Source organism: Paraburkholderia sp. MM5482-R2 (assembly GCF_050436125.1).
In the GTDB taxonomy this organism is placed as follows: Bacteria; Pseudomonadota; Gammaproteobacteria; order Burkholderiales; family Burkholderiaceae; genus Paraburkholderia; species Paraburkholderia tuberum.
On sequence record NZ_JBNDLP010000001.1, the window covers coordinates 505,168 to 519,435 of the forward strand.

12 protein-coding genes, 1 tRNA gene and 2 pseudogenes are annotated in these 14,268 nt (G+C 63.9%); 8 read left to right on the plus strand and 7 right to left on the minus strand.

From position 1 onward, the window contains the following. Positions 1 to 32: 32 nt before the first annotated feature. The 4 genes from OKW37_RS02325 to OKW37_RS02340 form a co-directional block, all read right to left on the minus strand. A complete protein-coding gene (locus OKW37_RS02325; RefSeq protein ID WP_090812115.1) occupies positions 33 to 1,325 on the minus strand; it encodes an MFS transporter in 1,293 nt (430 codons plus the stop codon). Between the two features lie 193 nt (positions 1,326 to 1,518). Beyond that, the gene (locus OKW37_RS02330; protein WP_090812114.1) at positions 1,519 to 2,436 is read right to left on the minus strand and encodes a dihydrodipicolinate synthase family protein; all 918 of its coding nucleotides are present in this window, start codon (positions 2,434 to 2,436) and stop codon (positions 1,519 to 1,521) included. 2 nt (positions 2,437 to 2,438) lie between these two features. Further along, the gene (locus OKW37_RS02335) at positions 2,439 to 3,611 is read right to left on the minus strand and encodes an L-rhamnonate dehydratase (protein ID WP_090812113.1); all 1,173 of its coding nucleotides are present in this window, start codon (positions 3,609 to 3,611) and stop codon (positions 2,439 to 2,441) included. A gap of 66 nt (positions 3,612 to 3,677) precedes the next feature. Beyond that, positions 3,678 to 4,724, minus strand: a complete 1,047-nt coding sequence (locus tag OKW37_RS02340) for a 4-hydroxythreonine-4-phosphate dehydrogenase PdxA (protein WP_090812112.1) — start codon at positions 4,722 to 4,724, stop codon at positions 3,678 to 3,680. A gap of 171 nt (positions 4,725 to 4,895) precedes the next feature. On the opposite strand from OKW37_RS02340, the gene OKW37_RS02345 reads away from it, so the two are divergent. Further along, a complete protein-coding gene (locus tag OKW37_RS02345; RefSeq protein ID WP_090812111.1) occupies positions 4,896 to 5,873 on the plus strand; it encodes a LysR family transcriptional regulator in 978 nt (325 codons plus the stop codon). Here OKW37_RS02345 and OKW37_RS02350 read toward each other — a convergent pair. After that, a complete protein-coding gene (locus tag OKW37_RS02350) occupies positions 5,840 to 6,064 on the minus strand; it encodes a hypothetical protein (RefSeq protein ID WP_090812110.1) in 225 nt (74 codons plus the stop codon). The genes OKW37_RS02345 and OKW37_RS02350 overlap by 34 nt on opposite strands. Positions 6,065 to 6,419: 355 nt before the next feature. Between OKW37_RS02350 and OKW37_RS02355 the strand changes: the two genes are divergently transcribed. Beyond that, a complete protein-coding gene (locus OKW37_RS02355) occupies positions 6,420 to 7,589 on the plus strand; it encodes an aldose epimerase family protein (RefSeq protein ID WP_429401022.1) in 1,170 nt (389 codons plus the stop codon). Further along, positions 7,586 to 8,407, plus strand: a complete 822-nt coding sequence (locus tag OKW37_RS02360; protein WP_429509755.1) for a substrate-binding periplasmic protein — start codon at positions 7,586 to 7,588, stop codon at positions 8,405 to 8,407. The genes OKW37_RS02355 and OKW37_RS02360 overlap by 4 nt, the downstream gene beginning before the upstream one ends. A 497-nt stretch (positions 8,408 to 8,904) precedes the next feature. On the opposite strand, the gene OKW37_RS02365 is transcribed toward OKW37_RS02360, so the two are convergent. After that, positions 8,905 to 9,216, minus strand: coding sequence for a DUF4148 domain-containing protein (locus OKW37_RS02365; protein WP_184047346.1), 312 nt, complete (start codon positions 9,214 to 9,216; stop codon positions 8,905 to 8,907). A 218-nt stretch (positions 9,217 to 9,434) separates the two neighbouring features. Between OKW37_RS02365 and istA the strand changes: the two are divergent. Together istA and istB are read left to right on the plus strand one after the other, a co-directional pair. After that, positions 9,435 to 10,702: pseudogene (gene istA, locus OKW37_RS02370) on the plus strand (IS21 family transposase); the annotation flags it as partial. Then, positions 10,695 to 11,495 carry an IS21-like element helper ATPase IstB gene (gene istB, locus OKW37_RS02375; protein WP_266262193.1) on the plus strand — a complete coding sequence of 267 codons (801 nt, stop codon included), beginning with the start codon at positions 10,695 to 10,697 and terminating at the stop codon, positions 11,493 to 11,495. The pseudogene istA and the gene istB, both read left to right, overlap by 8 nt. Before the next feature lie 201 nt (positions 11,496 to 11,696). Here istB and OKW37_RS02380 read toward each other — a convergent pair whose 3' ends face one another. After that, positions 11,697 to 12,824 carry a molecular chaperone DnaJ gene (locus tag OKW37_RS02380; protein ID WP_429401026.1) on the minus strand — a complete coding sequence of 376 codons (1,128 nt, stop codon included), beginning with the start codon at positions 12,822 to 12,824 and terminating at the stop codon, positions 11,697 to 11,699. A gap of 486 nt (positions 12,825 to 13,310) precedes the next feature. On the opposite strand from OKW37_RS02380, the gene OKW37_RS02385 reads away from it, so the two are divergent. The 3 genes and pseudogenes from OKW37_RS02385 to OKW37_RS02395 form a co-directional block, all read left to right on the plus strand. After that, positions 13,311 to 13,387, plus strand: a tRNA-Met gene (locus OKW37_RS02385). Between the two features lie 109 nt (positions 13,388 to 13,496). Continuing rightward, entirely contained in the window at positions 13,497 to 13,817 is a 321-nt protein-coding gene (locus OKW37_RS02390; RefSeq protein WP_429401028.1) for an Arm DNA-binding domain-containing protein, read from the plus strand. Then, positions 13,808 to 14,224, plus strand: a pseudogene (locus OKW37_RS02395) (tyrosine-type recombinase/integrase); the annotation flags it as partial. The gene OKW37_RS02390 and the pseudogene OKW37_RS02395, both read left to right, overlap by 10 nt. Between the last annotated feature and the right edge of the window lie 44 nt (positions 14,225 to 14,268).

The following is a 14,268-nucleotide window of genomic DNA, read 5'->3' on the forward strand; positions in this document are numbered from 1 at the left end:
GTTCGTTGCGTTCGCAACCGTCAGTCGGTTTCTCAGTCCTCGCAGAGCTTCGGCAGCGTCAGCGCGAGCAGGCCGGCCACCGCGAGCGTGACCGCGAGGCTGTACACGCCGGCCGCGGAGCTCACGTGCTGGGTCAGCACACCGACCGCGTACGGGCCGCAGAAGCCGCCGAGGTTGCCGAGCGCGTTAATCAGGCCGCGCGCACTGCCGGCGGTCTCAGGGCTGCAGAGCTTCGGCGGAATCGCCCAGAACACGCCGGCCGCCGCTTGCAGGAAGAAGCCGCAGCCGATCAGGAACGCGAACGACACGAGCATCGTTTCGTGCGTCAGCACCGACAGCGTGAGGCATGCGGCGAAGCCGACGAGCGGCAGCAGCACGAACAGGCGGCGCTTGCCGGTCCGGTCGGACAGATACGACGTCGCGAACATGCCGACCATCATCGCGATGTACGGCAGCATCGCGAGCAGGCCGATCTTGCCCATCCCGGTGTGCGTGAGGTTCTTCAGCAGCGTCGGCAACCACATCGTGTAGCCGTAGATGCCGACCTGGTAGCAGAAGTTGATCGCGATCAGCAGCCAGATCGTCGGGTTGCACATCATCGCGCCGAACGACGCCGCGTCCGGCTTGCCCGACGCGCGCTTGCGCTCCTGCTCTTCGCGCAGCGCGTCGAGGATGTACGCCTTCTCGCGCGGCGACACCCAGCGCGCGGTCCCGGGGCCGTCGTCGGCGAACAGCATCCAGACGATCAGGAACAGCAGCGACAGCACGCCCGTACTGAAGAACAGGTGGCGCCAGTCGTACGCGGCGAGAATGTAGCCGGACAGCGGCGCGGTGATCATCCCGGCGAGCGGCACGAACATGATGACCATCGCGTTCGCGCGCCCGCGTTCGCGATCGGGGAACCAGTTGCTGACCATCGTCAGCACGACGGGCAGCATCCCGCCTTCGGCGACGCCGAGCAGGAAGCGCAGCGTCAGCAGCTCCCACGTATGCGTGACGAGACCGGTCAGCCCCGACAGCGCGGCCCAACTGATGAGCGACCACGCGATGAATTTCTTGCCGCTGCCGAGCGCCGCGCGCTTGCCGCCGGGAATCTGGAGGAACAGGTAGCCGAAGAAGAAGATCCCGCCGGCCAGACCGGCCATCGTCGCGTCCATGCCGAGATCGGCGTTCATCCCGCCCGGCATCGCGAACGCGATGTTCACGCGATCCATGTAAGAGATGATGCACGTGAGCAGCAGCGGCGGAATCACGCGCAGCCAGCGGCGGCGTGGAATGGCTTCGCCGGTGTCGTAAGCCGGGTTGGCCGGGGTCAGCACAGTCATGGTGTCTCCAGTTTTGGTGGTCGGCAGCGACGGACTTCTGATGGACCGCCTGTCACGCCGTGACGAACCGGCACGGAGCCGGCCGCCAGCGCGGAACGCATGTGCGTTCCGCCTCTGCGCGGACGCCTGCCCGTCCGCGCGGCAAACGCGGTTCGCACATGGAACCGCGAAACGCGTGCCGCGCTAACGGACCTCAGCGGCCCCAGCGCAGCACGAGCGGATCGAGCCAGCGCGCGGCGTCGAGCAGCCCAGCGCGAACCTGCGGATGCAGCTCGGGCCACGGCGCGCGCGCCTTGTCGCACGCGATCACGCCGCCCTCCATCATCAGCGCCTTCGCGGTCAGGAAGCCTGCCTGGCGATTCTCGTAGTTGATCAGCGGCAGCCAGCGCGCGTACTGCGCGCACGCTTCGTCACGGTTGCCCGCAAAGTACGCGTCGGTGATCTGGCGAATCCCGTCCGGATAGCCGCCGCCCGTCATCGCGCCGGTCGCGCCCGCGTCGAGATCGGCGAGCAGCGTGATCCCCTCCTCGCCGTCCCACGGACCTTCGATCGCCTCGCCGCCGAGCGCGATAAGCTCGCGCAGTTTCGACGCGGCACCCGCGGTCTCGATCTTGAAGTACGACAAGGCCTCGATCTGGCGCGCGAGCTTTGCGAGGAACGGAGCGGACAGTGTCGTGCCGCTCGCGGGCGCGTCCTGGATCATCAGCGGGATGTCGAGGCCGCCGGTCACTTCCTCGAAGAACGCCTGGATCTGCGCTTCGGACACACGGAACGTCGCGCCGTGATATGGCGGCATCACCATCACCATCGCGGCGCCCAGCGCCTGCGCGTGACGATTGCGTTCCGCGCAGATCCGTGAGCTGAAGTGCGACGTCGTGACGATCACCGGCACGCGGCCGGCGACGTGCTCGAGCGTCGTGCGCGTGATCAGTCCGCGCTCATCGTCGCCTAGCGCGAACTGCTCCGAATAGTTCGCGTGGATGCAGATCCCCTGCGAGCCCGCGTCGATCATGAAATCGAGGCAGCGGCGCTGGCCGTCGAGGTCGAGCGCGCCGTCCTCGGTGAAGATCGTCGGCGCGACTGGGAACACGCCTTTGTAACGCGCTTTCATGATCACTCCACGATCTCGAACTGGTCGAGGAACTCGGTCTTCAGCGTGAGGCCGAGACCCGGCACGTCGTCGCGCAGCTGCAGGTAGCCGTTCTCGGCGACCGGCTCGCCGTCGAAGATGTAATAGAACAGCTCGTTGCCGACCTCGACGTCGAACATCGGGAAGTACTCGCTCATCGGCGACGCGAGCGTGCTCATCGTCAGGTGATAGTTGTGCATCTGGCCCGCATGCGGGATCACCGGCACGCTGTACGCTTCGCACAGCGCGTTGATCTTGTGCGCCATCGTGATGCCGCCGACGCGGTTCGTGTCGTACTGGACCACCGACACCGCCTTGCGGTCGAGCAGCTGCTTGAAGCCGTACAGCGTGAACTCGTGCTCGCCGCCCGAGATCGGGATGCTCGTCAGCTGGTTCAGCTCCGCGTAGCCGTCGATGTCGTCGGCGATCACCGGCTCTTCCAGCCAGCGCGGCTGATACTTCTCGAGCTTCGGCAGAATCCGTTTCGCGTACTCGAGGTTCCAGCCCATGTAGCACTCGAGCATCAGGTCGTTGTCGTAGCCGATCACTTCACGGACCGCGGCGACCGACTTCAGGTTCTCGACGACGCCCTGCTGCCCGTGCGCGGGCCCGTAGCCGAAGCGCATCTTGAACGCCCGGAAGCCCTGGTCGAGGAATTTCTGCGCCTCAGCCTGCATTTCCTTCAGGTCGGTGCGATAGAGCTTCGAGTAGTAGCACGGAATCTTCTCCTTCGTGCGGCCGCCGAGCAGCTTGAAGACCGGCTTGCCGACGCTCTTGCCGAGGATGTCCCAGATCGCGATGTCGACACCCGAGATCGCGGCCATCCCGATCCCCTTGCGGCCCCATGCGTGCGTCGCGCGGTACATCCGCTGGTTCAGGTATTCGTAGTCCCACGGGTCCTGGCCGATCACGAGCGGCGCGAGGTACTGGTCGATGATCACCTTCGCGACCTGCGGTGCGAGCGCGACGTTGCCGTAGCCAACGATCCCGTCGTCGGTCTCGACTTCGACGACCGTCCACGAATGGAAACGGAACGTGCTCATCGTTTCCTGCGGCGCGTACAGCAGGTCCATCGCGTTCGCGCAGAAATTGCCCTGCGGCGGCACGGTCTTGCCCTTCCATTGGAAGACGCGGGCGCGTACGGACTTGATCTTCATTACAGTGTCTCCTGAGATTCGATGTGTTTCGATGCGTCGTGAAGCGCGTGGGCAGCCGGGCGGCCGTTACGCGGAAATCGTCTGCTGCCGGCGCGCGGCGCCCATCCGGCAGGCGATCTGCAAGGCCTGCCAAGTCGCGCCGACGTCGGCGGTGCCGCGGCCTGCAATGTCATACGCGGTGCCGTGCGCGGGCGTCGTGATCGGCACCGGCAGCCCGCCCTGCACGGTCACGCCGCGCGAGAACCCGAGCAGCTTGATCGCGATCTGCCCCTGGTCGTGGTACATCGTGACGATCGCCTGGTAATCGCCGGCCTGCGCCTTCAGGAAGATCGTGTCGGCCGGGAACGGGCCGTGGAACGGCGCATCGGTCGGCCAGTCGCGCGCCTGCAGCTTCGTCACCGCGGGCTCGATGATGTCGATCTCTTCGCGGCCGCAGCTGCCGCCGTCGCCGCCGTGCGGATTGAACGCGGTGATCGCGACCTTCGGCGCCGCGATGCCGTTTGCGAGCAGCGACCGGTAGATCAGCTCCGACGCCTGCTCGATCCGCTCGATGCTCAGGTAGCCCGGCGCGTCCTTCAGCGGCACGTGCGACGAGATGCGCGACGTCCACAGCTCGCCGAGCGTGTTGAATTCGCAGAAGTAGCCGGTCACGCCGAGGTATTCGGCGAAGTGGTGGAGCTCGTCCTCGTGCTTCAGGCCGCCGAGCTTCATCGCGTGCTTGTTCAGCGGCGCGAAGCAGATCGCGTCGACCTCGCCGGCGAGCGTGGCGTCCATGCACAGGTTCAGCACGGTCAGCACCGAGCGGCCGCCGGCCGCGCAGACCTCGCCGACCTTCACTTGTGACGGGTCGATCGTGTCGACTTCGACAAGCGCGGGACACGCGATCGACGGCCGGTTGCGCGCGGCGGCGAGCGACGCGATCGGCTCGACGTCGACTTGCACGCCGGCCACGCGCTGGCCGGCTTCCCACAGCCAGCGGTCGCCGACCAGCACCAGGTTCGCGCGGGACGTCGCATCGGGGCGCGCGAGCAGCTTCGCGATCAGCTCGGCACCGATGCCGGCGGGATCGCCGAGCGTCAGCGCGATGACGGGCAAGGTCGACGGGGCCGTCATGCCAGTTCTCCCGCGTGCGCCACGCGGTGCGCGACCGTTGACTTCGTCTGCATAATGCGTCTCCTTTTCGCCGGAATCCGGCTGTTCCTGATATGGGGTTCATGCTAGGTAGACGGACCGTGCCCGTAAATTGAAAACTCTTGATGAATCGATAACCTGAGGTAATCAAACATGGGCTCGATCGACAAACGCGACTCGACGCCGCAGCTGCTGAACCGGTTGCGGATGCGTCAGATCGCGCTGTTGCTCGCGGTCGACGAATGCTCGACGCTGCACGCGGCGGCCGACCGGCTCGGCCTCACGCAGCCGGCCGCGACAAAGATGCTGCACGAACTCGAGAACGCGCTCGGTCAGCGGCTGTTCAATCGCGTCGGGCGCGGCCTCGTGTTGAATCCGGCCGGCGAGCGCGTGCTCGGCTACTTTCGCGGGATCCGGGGCAGCATGGAGGCGCTGAACCGCGAGCTCGCGGAGCTGCAGCTCGGCAGCGCCGGGCGGCTCGCGATCGGCAGCATCATGGCCGCGTCGCCGGGGCGGCTCACCGAGGCGCTCGTGCAGCTGAAGGCGCGCTATCCGCTGCTCGCGATCGACATCGCGGTCGACACCAGCGACCGGCTGATGCCGCAATTGCAGGAAGGCGTGCTCGAGGTCGTGATCGGCCGCGACGCCGGCAGCGACTGCGTGTTCCGCGCGGTCGACGACGAGGCGCTCGCGGTCGTCTCCGGCCGCAACCATCCGCTCGCGGGCGCGGGGCCGGTCGGGTTCGACGCGCTGCTCGAGTATCCGTGGATCCTGCAGCCGGGCGGCAGCCCGGCGCGCGAGGTCATCGAGGGCGAGTTCCGGATGCATCACCAGCCGATGCCGCGCGGGCTGATCGAGACCGGCTCGATGCTGACGACGATGAACCTCGTCGACCGCTCGCAGATGCTCGGCGTGATCCCGCTGACGGTCGCGCAGCGCAACGCGGAGCACGGGCTCGTCGCGATCGTCGACTACACGCTTGCGCAGAAGCTGCCGTCGTACGGCAGCCTCGTTCGGCGCGACCGGCCGCTCAGCATCCCCGCGCGGCAGTTCCTCACGCTGTTCCATCACGAGGACGACGGCGAGCAGCCAGGCGGTCAGTTGTCCGGCGTCGACACCAGCAGCACGTAAGCCGGCACGTCGGTCGTGCCGGCCAGCGGATGCACGACCGTCGCCTGCACCGACAGCGCGGCGGCGATGTCCGGCGCGCTGTCGATCGTCCCCGTGCGCGTGATCGTCACCAGGCGCGTGGGGCAGCGCAGCGTCTCGCGATACAGCGCTCCGTACCACAGCGGCCGCGTGCGGTACGCGTCCTCGAGCACGTCAGACGCCGCGCGCCATTGCAGCGGCAGGAACTCCTCGCGATCGCATATGGGGTCGGTCGCGAGCCTGAAGACGATGGCCGAGCAGATCGCGGAGAACGCGCGAAGGCTCGTGAAAGGCGAGCCGCTGCTGAACGTCGTCGACGTCGGTCGCGGTTACTGAGTGCCGTTGCGACGATTGATCCGCACCTCGGCGCAATGCCGATCGATAACATACGGATATCGATATATCGCGTAATTTCATTAGTCGGTTATCGACGATCTCCTGATACTAGGCGCTCACCGGAAGCCCGGAATGGCGCTGCCCCCGGACCGCCACGCCGGGCAAATCGACAGACAAAAAAGGAGACGAACGATGTTGAAGTTACGTGCGTGCGCAGCGCTGATCCTGCTCGCCGGCCTGCCGGCCCTGGCGACGGCCTCGGCGCCCTACGTCGACGTGAAGCCGGCAGGCTATCAGAGCGTGATCGACGGCAAGCAGACCGACCTCTACACGCTGAAGAACAAGCAGGGCATGGTCGTGAAGATCAGCAACTACGGAGGCAAGATCGTCGAGCTGCTGGTTCCGGACCGCAACGGCAATCTGGGCGACGTCGTGATGGGCTTCGACACGATCGAGGACGGAAACAGGTACAACCCGTCCACCGGCGCGATCATTGGCCGCTATGCGAACCGAATCGCGAAGGGCCAGTTTACGATGGACGGCAAGCTGTACCAGCTCAGCATCAACAACGGCCCGAACCACCTGCACGGCGGCAAGAAGGGCTCGCGCTTCCGTGTGTTCGACGCGAAGCAGCTCGACGATCACACGCTGCAGATCAACTACGTGTTCAAGGACGGCGAAGAAGGATATCCGGGCAACTGCAGCCTAAAGGTCGTCTATACGCTGACCGACGACAACGCGCTGAAGATCAGGTACGACTCGGTCACCGACAGGAAGACCATCGTCAACTTCTCGAATCACGCGGGCTTCAACCTGAGCGGAGACCCGAGCAACAGCATCGTGAATCACGTGGTGACGATCGACGCTGATACCTTCACGCCGGTCGTCAAGCTGATCCCGACCGGCGAGCGTCGCAGCGTCAAAGGGACGCCGTTCGACTTCACGAAGCCGACGCGCATTGCCGACCTGATCTACACGCAGGACGATCAGCTGAAACAAGGCCAGCAGCTCGCGAACCCGCCTGCCGAAGGCGGCTACGACCACAACTGGTTTCTGAACAAGCGTCCGGGCGAATTAGGGCTCGCCGCGCGCGTGTACGAGCCGACGTCCGGCCGGGTGCTGGAGATCTACACGACCGAGCCGGCGATTCACTTCTACTCGGGCAACGCACTGCCCGGCACCGACGTCGGCAAGGGCGGCAGAATCTACGGATTCCGCAGCTTCTTCACGATGCTCGCCGAGCATCCGGACGATTCGCCGAACGAACCCAACTGGCCGACGACCGTGCTGAATCCCGGCGAGCGGTTCACGGCGACGACGATCTATAAATTCTCCACGGCGAAATCAGCGGGGACACCATGACGATGAAACGCATCTACGCGACGACGGGCGCCTGCGCGGCGGCCGTCGCGATCGCGTGCCACGCCTTGCCCGCGCACGCGGAAGAGATCCGGGTCGCGGACAACGCGCCATACACGATCGACCCCGTTCGCCATCCGGATGCCGACAGCGGCCACAACGGCTTCTTCCTCGACATCGTCAGGCAGATGGCCGCCGCGATGAAGCGGGACATTGCCGTGAAATTCGTCGGCTGGCAGGACGCGCAGGCCGAAGCGAGGGCCGGGCACGACATCCTCTTCTTCCCGTACTCGCGAACCGCCGAACGCGAGCCGAACTACATGTGGGTACAGAAGGTGTGGGATATCGAAGAGGTCTTCGTGTCGCAGCCGGGCGCCGCCGCCATCGATTCCTATGATGCGGGCAACGCGTTGCGGGCGATCGGCGTCGTGGGCGGGTCGACGGGCCACGCCGAACTGAAGAAGCGCGGCTTCTCGAATCTCAAGCTCTACAGCAACGCGGTCGCCGTCACCGAGGCCGTCGCCGCCCGCGAGGTGGATGCCGCATACAGCGCTGACATCGAACTGAAATTCGCGTGGCGTGCGGCGAAGCATCCGGGGAATCTCGTCGTCGGAAAGACGCTCGCAAGGCGCGCGCTGTACATCGCCGCGTCGAAGGATTCGCCGGAAATCGATCGCGACGCCTGGGCGAAGGCGTTCGACACGGTCAAGCGTGATGGCGTCGTCGATCGCGCCTACGCGTACTACTTCGCGCCAGAAATAGCGAAGCACGGAGCGCAGGTGGCTAAATTGGCCGTCTTGCGCTTCCATCAACGCCACTAATACAAAGGATCAGGAGAGAAACTTTTACTACGAACTCCCCGCCTTGATCGAGCAGCGAGGGCAAGGTCCGCATCCAACGCTGGTGCTTGATCTGCGCGAACACCGTTCAGCGGGCTCAATAGTCTTTATGAAACCGTCTGTTAAGCGGCCGGCATCAAGCGCAGCGGATCATACCAAGCATGCGACCTGCTTTGGCTATAGCGATGCAAGCCCGTTCGCACGGAAGACTCCATGCACGCCTTTCGCTAAAGCATCGTTCGGAATTGCGCCCAGAACGTTCAAGCGCCGAAGCTCGCATTGGTCGCGAGCGCGCCCGACCGGACGTGCCCCCTCAGGCTGACATTAAGACCCCGCGCCGTGGTAGACACCTGGCGCGCAGAACCGCAAAGGCCGCTCATGGTGACGTTGCCGACGTTGGAAAGTCTTCACCACCCAGCAGGCAAGTGACCGCTCATGGCCGCGCGGCGACATCCGGGTCAGTCCTCGATCTCTCTATCTCAGCCGGGTTGAAGGTGCTGGCACTCCGTTTGGAACCAATAGTCGACCAGGCGCTGTGCCGCTTGTAGATCATCCGGGTAATACGGATCATCAAACCACGGTGACGGGTCGTAGCCCGCTTTCCTCAAGGCAGCGAGTTCGCTTTGGTGCTGCGCCATCGTAGGGGGCGCGTTTGTCTTGAGCGCCGCCAGGTCGCGGCACTCTGTCGGGGTGAGGTGCGGCCCGGTATACGGCATGCCACCAGCGACACAGCCGGCGAGCAAAATCACCAGAGCGGGAAGTATTGACTGTGTTCCAGGCCGATTTCTCATAGTACGTCTCCTTCCCTGCGCCGCGCCGTGAACCAACTCGTAGTGCGCACCGTTGCCGCTGCGGGTGAAAATGCCCGCCTTCGACGCATGTCACTTCGAAGCCGGAGCCGGCGTCGCCTTCTCTCACCACCTTGTAGATGCCACGCGTCTGAACCTTCTCGCCCGGTTTGTGCCCTTCGGCCCTATCACGCTCCTTCGGTTGATCCGCCACGGGAGCAGCAAGCATCGTTCCTCCCGGCTACCGCGGAGGTTGGTCAGCGAGGCGCGCCGCGAACAGGCGGCAAGGCGAAGGCAAGGCGGTTTCGAAATCGGCGTTTGTGGCCGTTGCGATTCGAGCTGGGCGAGGCATTCCAGTTTGACTGGTCCGAGGAAGGACTGGTTGTCGGCGGCATTTACCGCAAGCTGCAGGTGTCGCACATGAAGCTATGTGCGTCGCGGGCGTTCTGGCTGGTTGCCTATCCGAGCCAGGGGCACGAGATGCTGTTCGATGCCCATACGCGCTCGTTCGCGGCCTTCGGCGGGGTGGCCCGCCGGGGCATCTACGACAATATGAAAACGGCCGTAGACAAGGTTCACAAAGGCAAGGGTCGCACGGTCAATCCGCGTTTCGCAGTGATGTGTTCGCACTACCTGTTCGATCCGGACTTCTGCAACGTCGCCAGTGGCTGGGAGAAAGGCGTCGTCGAGAAGAACGTGCAGGACAGCCGTCTGCGCATCTGGATTGAGGCGCGTGCGCAACGCTTCGGCAGTTTCGCTGATCTGAATGCATGGCTGGCGACCCCGGTGCCGGTCGTTGTGGGATCAGGTGAAGCATCCAGACTATCGTGACCTGAGCGTCGCCGACGTGTTCGAGCAGGAGCGCGCCCATCTGATGCCGATGCCGACACCGTTTGACGGTTATGTTGAGCGTGCGGCACGAGTCTCGTCGACCTGCCTGGTGGTGATTGGCCGCAATCGCTACTCGGTGCCATGCGAATTCGCAGGCCAGATGCTCAGCACGCGGCTCTATCCTGGCCGTGTTGTGGTGGTGAGCGACGACGCGGTGGTAGCCGAACACGATCGACTGGCCGACGAAGGACTGGTGCGATACGAGTGGCAGCACTATATCCCGCTGATCCAGCGCAAGCCTGGCGCCCTGCGCAACGGTGCGCCGTTCCAGGATATGCCCGAGCCGCTGCAACGCCTGCGTCGGGCGTTACTACGCGAGCCAGGTGGTGACCGGGTAATGGCGAAGGTTCTGGCGTTGGTCCCGGAAAGCGGTCTGGATGCCATAGTGGTTGCAGTCGAACTCGCATTGGAGCAGGCGCCGCCCTCCGGGCGCGTGAGCGTCGAGCATGTGGTGAACGTGCTGTCGCGCATGCGCAGCGTGCAGATGCCGCCGAAGATCGATACTGCGCTACAACTGACGACACCACCGCTGGCCGACACATCGCGCTACGACGGGCTGCGCCCGGCGCTGCAACAGCCGGAGGCCGGTCATGCGTGATCTGATCGTCGAACTCAAACACTTGCGGCTGCACGGCATGGCTGCCGGCTGGGCCGAACTGCTTGAACAGGTGAATGTCGAGGCGGCGTCTTCGCAATGGCTGCTCGAACGGCTGCTGCAGGCCGAGGTCGCGGATCGGGCCGTGCGTTCGGTCAGCCACCAGATGAACGCGGCGAAGTTCCCGGTGCATCGCGACATCGCCGGCTTCGACTTCGATGGCTCGCCGGTCGACCGCCAGCTCGTCACGCAACTGGCCGGCATGACGTTCACGGAGGGCGCGCACAACCTGGTTCTGGTCGGCGGCCCGGGCTCGGGCAAGACGCATCTGGCGACCGCCATCGGAGTGTCCGGCATCATGCACCACGGCAAGCGGGTGCGCTTCTACTCGACCGTGGATCTGGCCAACGCACTGGAGCAGGAGAAGGCGCAGGGACGCGCCGGGAGGATCGCGGCGAGCCTGCTGCGCCTCGACCTGGTCATTCTGGACGAACTCGGATATCTGCCCTTCAGCCAGGCCGGCGGGGCGTTGCTATTCCACCTGCTGAGTCGCCTGTACGAGCATACAAGCGTTGCGGTGACAACGAATCTGGACTTCGCCGAATGGTCCAGTGTGTTCGGCGACGCGAAGATGACCACAGCATTGCTGGACCGGCTGACGCACCACTGCCACATCGTGGAAACCGGCAACGAAAGCTACCGTTTCCGCCATAGCAGCGCCAGTGCAAAGAAGCGTATCCGCTCGCGTGAAGCAGCGCGCAGAGCCGACGGTGCGAGCGCGAACGAATCGGCCTGATCGTCGCTTGCCGCGCAGTGGAAGCCGCAACGGGCTACGCCCTTCGCAGCTTCCACTGCGCAATGAGGCCTCACACGAAGGAGGACAAGCACTCCCGAAACACATACACTTATCCACAACCGGTCCTTCTTCAGACCGGTCTCCACCCCGGCTCAAAACTCGATCGGCGCGGCGGCTCAAAATTCATTCGGCGCGGACAGCTCAGAATGGCATTTCCTCGAAGCGAAGTGCTGCCTGCCGACGCTTCAGGTCTTTCAGCCAGATCTTGAGTTTCCTGAGGTCTTCGAACGCGAGCAGATTTTTTTCCAGGTCGCGTATGCTGTGCTGAATCTCGGCGATGTCACCCGCGAGATTGCGTATAACGGTGTCGGGAGATACCTCGATGAATGGCGGAATTCCATAGGCCTGTCTGAATCCGGCTTCGACATGCAGAATTTCCTGATCCAGCTCGCCGAGCTGCTCCTTCAGGATGCTGTTGTAATGCTTCAGCCGGTATTCGCTGATATTGTTGACGGCGCTCTGGTCGATGTGTTCAAGCTCCAGTTGCAGTTCCAGCAGTTGCAGGAGATTGTTTTTGGCGTAAGCCTGGTTGACCCGCTGCATCAGTGCAGTCTTGCGCTGCCGCTCCTGAGGATCGGGTTCGCGATCAGGATGCAGGGCGCTGGCGAGTTTGCGATAGACCTCGCGGATAGACTGGCTCAACTGTGCCTGTTCTGCCTCTTGCCTGGCCTGCGCGGCGAGCTGCTTCGCCGATTTTTTCCGTTTGGCGCGACGCTCCTCCCGTGCTTGGTTTTCGGCAACTTCCTGTGCCTGCTGCTCTTCCATTCTGGCATGAGCACGCTGCAGGACCTCTTCTGGCGAGCTCATGTCAAGGTCGTCACCCAGTTCAACACCGAGCATCATCTCCAGCACCGACTTCATATCCTCAAGTTCGGCCGCCGCTTCGCTGTCGTAGTCGGATTGACTGTGCCGGTTGTAGATGGCTTTCAGCTGCGTGTCGTCGCACCCTTCGATCAGCTCGCCGGCCAGACCGGTGACCAGCTCCGAGATCATGCGGCGTTCGGATGCAGTCAGTCCCTTCTGGTTGCAGGCCTCCTCAAGACGATAAACCATCTTGACCCGCAGATCCGTCGAGAGCCGTTCGAGCGGAAGCAACTCGTCGACGTATTTTTTCTGGAAGGCAGGCGCTACGGCTTCCCACGCACCGAGACGGTTACGCCGCTTTTCAATCTGCCTGATAAGCGTGTTGAATGCCTTCTGGCCTTTCGACAGACTGGCCTTGTTGTGGCCCACAGCGATGCTGACGGACCTGCGGTGCGCACTGGTCATGGAATGATTTCCTCCGATTGCTACAGGAAGCGAAGTAGGGCGATATTTTAACCGGACGATCGAGCCCGGCTTTGCCGCAGCGGACATTGGTAGCGCCGGAGCCGACGCGCCAGTCCGTGTTGCAGGACGTACGTCGTGAAACGGCCCATCACATGGTCGAGCGCAGAAGCACCGCAACGGCGTGGAGTCCGGCGATGCCGGAACAGGGACAGCGACACGGGCGACGCGCCGGGGGGACGGCCCATCATCGGAACGCCAGTCGGTGCCGGCACCAGTCCGTACCTGGACATGACACCGATAAGCTTTGCGCGGTCAGGCGGCCCGCCTGCATTTATGATTGCTCCGACATCACGGAAATACTGAGCACCAATGTCGGGTGTCACGGTGAGAGGTCAGGCGGACACCGCCAACACACCCAATGACCTGCGGCGCTGGCAGGTCTTGAGTCTTGTTGACCGGAACCGACAACCCCAGTACACTCCGCGCCGCGGGGTGGAGCAGTCTGGCAGCTCGTCGGGCTCATAACCCGAAGGTCATAGGTTCAAATCCTATCCCCGCAACCAACATATGAAGCCCGTCAGGTGAACGCCTTACGGGCTTTTTTGCTTTACTTCTTTTGGGCGTTGCAGCCGCCGCAGTCGGCCACGCTACGAACTGATCAAGGAACCGATTGTGACCCCGTTGAAGACACAACTTTCCGTTACAAACAAAAGGGCGCGGAACGTCCGCGACCGCCTCAGTGAGGCCGTCATTCGTGACGAACAGCCGGGAACCGTAACCCGGCGACTCCCAGACGGACAGGGTCTTGATTTGCTGACTCATCCTGATGGCAGGAAGTGGTGGCGCTTCAAATACCGCTTGGGCAGCAATGCCAAATGCCTATTGTTCGGCGATTATCCTGGCGTAAGCCTTGAAGCTGCCCGTCAGCATCGTGACAAAACTCGCAACCTCCTTGCTGCCGGCATTGATCCAGTCGCACACCACGAAGGCTGAGGCTGAGGCTGCGCGAGAAAGGCGGCAAGCGTCACGAGATGCCCTGTCATCACACGCTCGAGGCGTACCTGCACGCGTACCTCGACGGCACCGGCACGGGCATCGGCGCCGATCCGAAGGGGCCGCTGTTCCGCACGATCCGGCGCGGCACCGGGCCGCTCAGCGATACCCCGCTGCCGCAGGCGAACGCGTATGCGATGGTGCGACGGCGCGCGCTGGCCGCGGGCATTGAAACCAAGATCGGCAACCACACGTTCCGGGCGACCGGCATCACCGCGTACCTGAAGAACGGCAGGACGCTGGAGAACGCCGCGGCGATGGCCAACCATGCGTCGACCCGCACCACCCAGCTGTACGACCGGCGCCACGACGACATCAGCCTCGACGAGATCGAGCGCATCCGCGTGCAAGACACGGTAGCTCTTTTCCCGACTCGCATCGCAGTCCATAG

Excerpts from the sequence above, each read along its gene's own strand:
- OKW37_RS02360 (WP_429509755.1), top strand. The coding sequence starts at position 7,586 with ATGACGATGAAACGCATCTACGCGACGACGGGCGCCTGCGCGGCGGCC.
- OKW37_RS02335 (WP_090812113.1), bottom strand. The coding sequence starts at position 3,611 with ATGAAGATCAAGTCCGTACGCGCCCGCGTCTTCCAATGGAAGGGCAAG.
- OKW37_RS02380 (WP_429401026.1), bottom strand. The coding sequence starts at position 12,824 with ATGACCAGTGCGCACCGCAGGTCCGTCAGCATCGCTGTGGGCCACAAC.
- OKW37_RS02340 (WP_090812112.1), bottom strand. The coding sequence starts at position 4,724 with ATGACGGCCCCGTCGACCTTGCCCGTCATCGCGCTGACGCTCGGCGAT.
- OKW37_RS02325 (WP_090812115.1), bottom strand. The coding sequence starts at position 1,325 with ATGACTGTGCTGACCCCGGCCAACCCGGCTTACGACACCGGCGAAGCC.
- OKW37_RS02365 (WP_184047346.1), bottom strand. The coding sequence starts at position 9,216 with ATGAGAAATCGGCCTGGAACACAGTCAATACTTCCCGCTCTGGTGATT.
- istB (WP_266262193.1), top strand. The coding sequence starts at position 10,695 with ATGCGTGATCTGATCGTCGAACTCAAACACTTGCGGCTGCACGGCATG.
- OKW37_RS02355 (WP_429401022.1), top strand. The coding sequence starts at position 6,420 with ATGTTGAAGTTACGTGCGTGCGCAGCGCTGATCCTGCTCGCCGGCCTG.
- OKW37_RS02345 (WP_090812111.1), top strand. The coding sequence starts at position 4,896 with ATGGGCTCGATCGACAAACGCGACTCGACGCCGCAGCTGCTGAACCGG.
- OKW37_RS02330 (WP_090812114.1), bottom strand. The coding sequence starts at position 2,436 with ATGAAAGCGCGTTACAAAGGCGTGTTCCCAGTCGCGCCGACGATCTTC.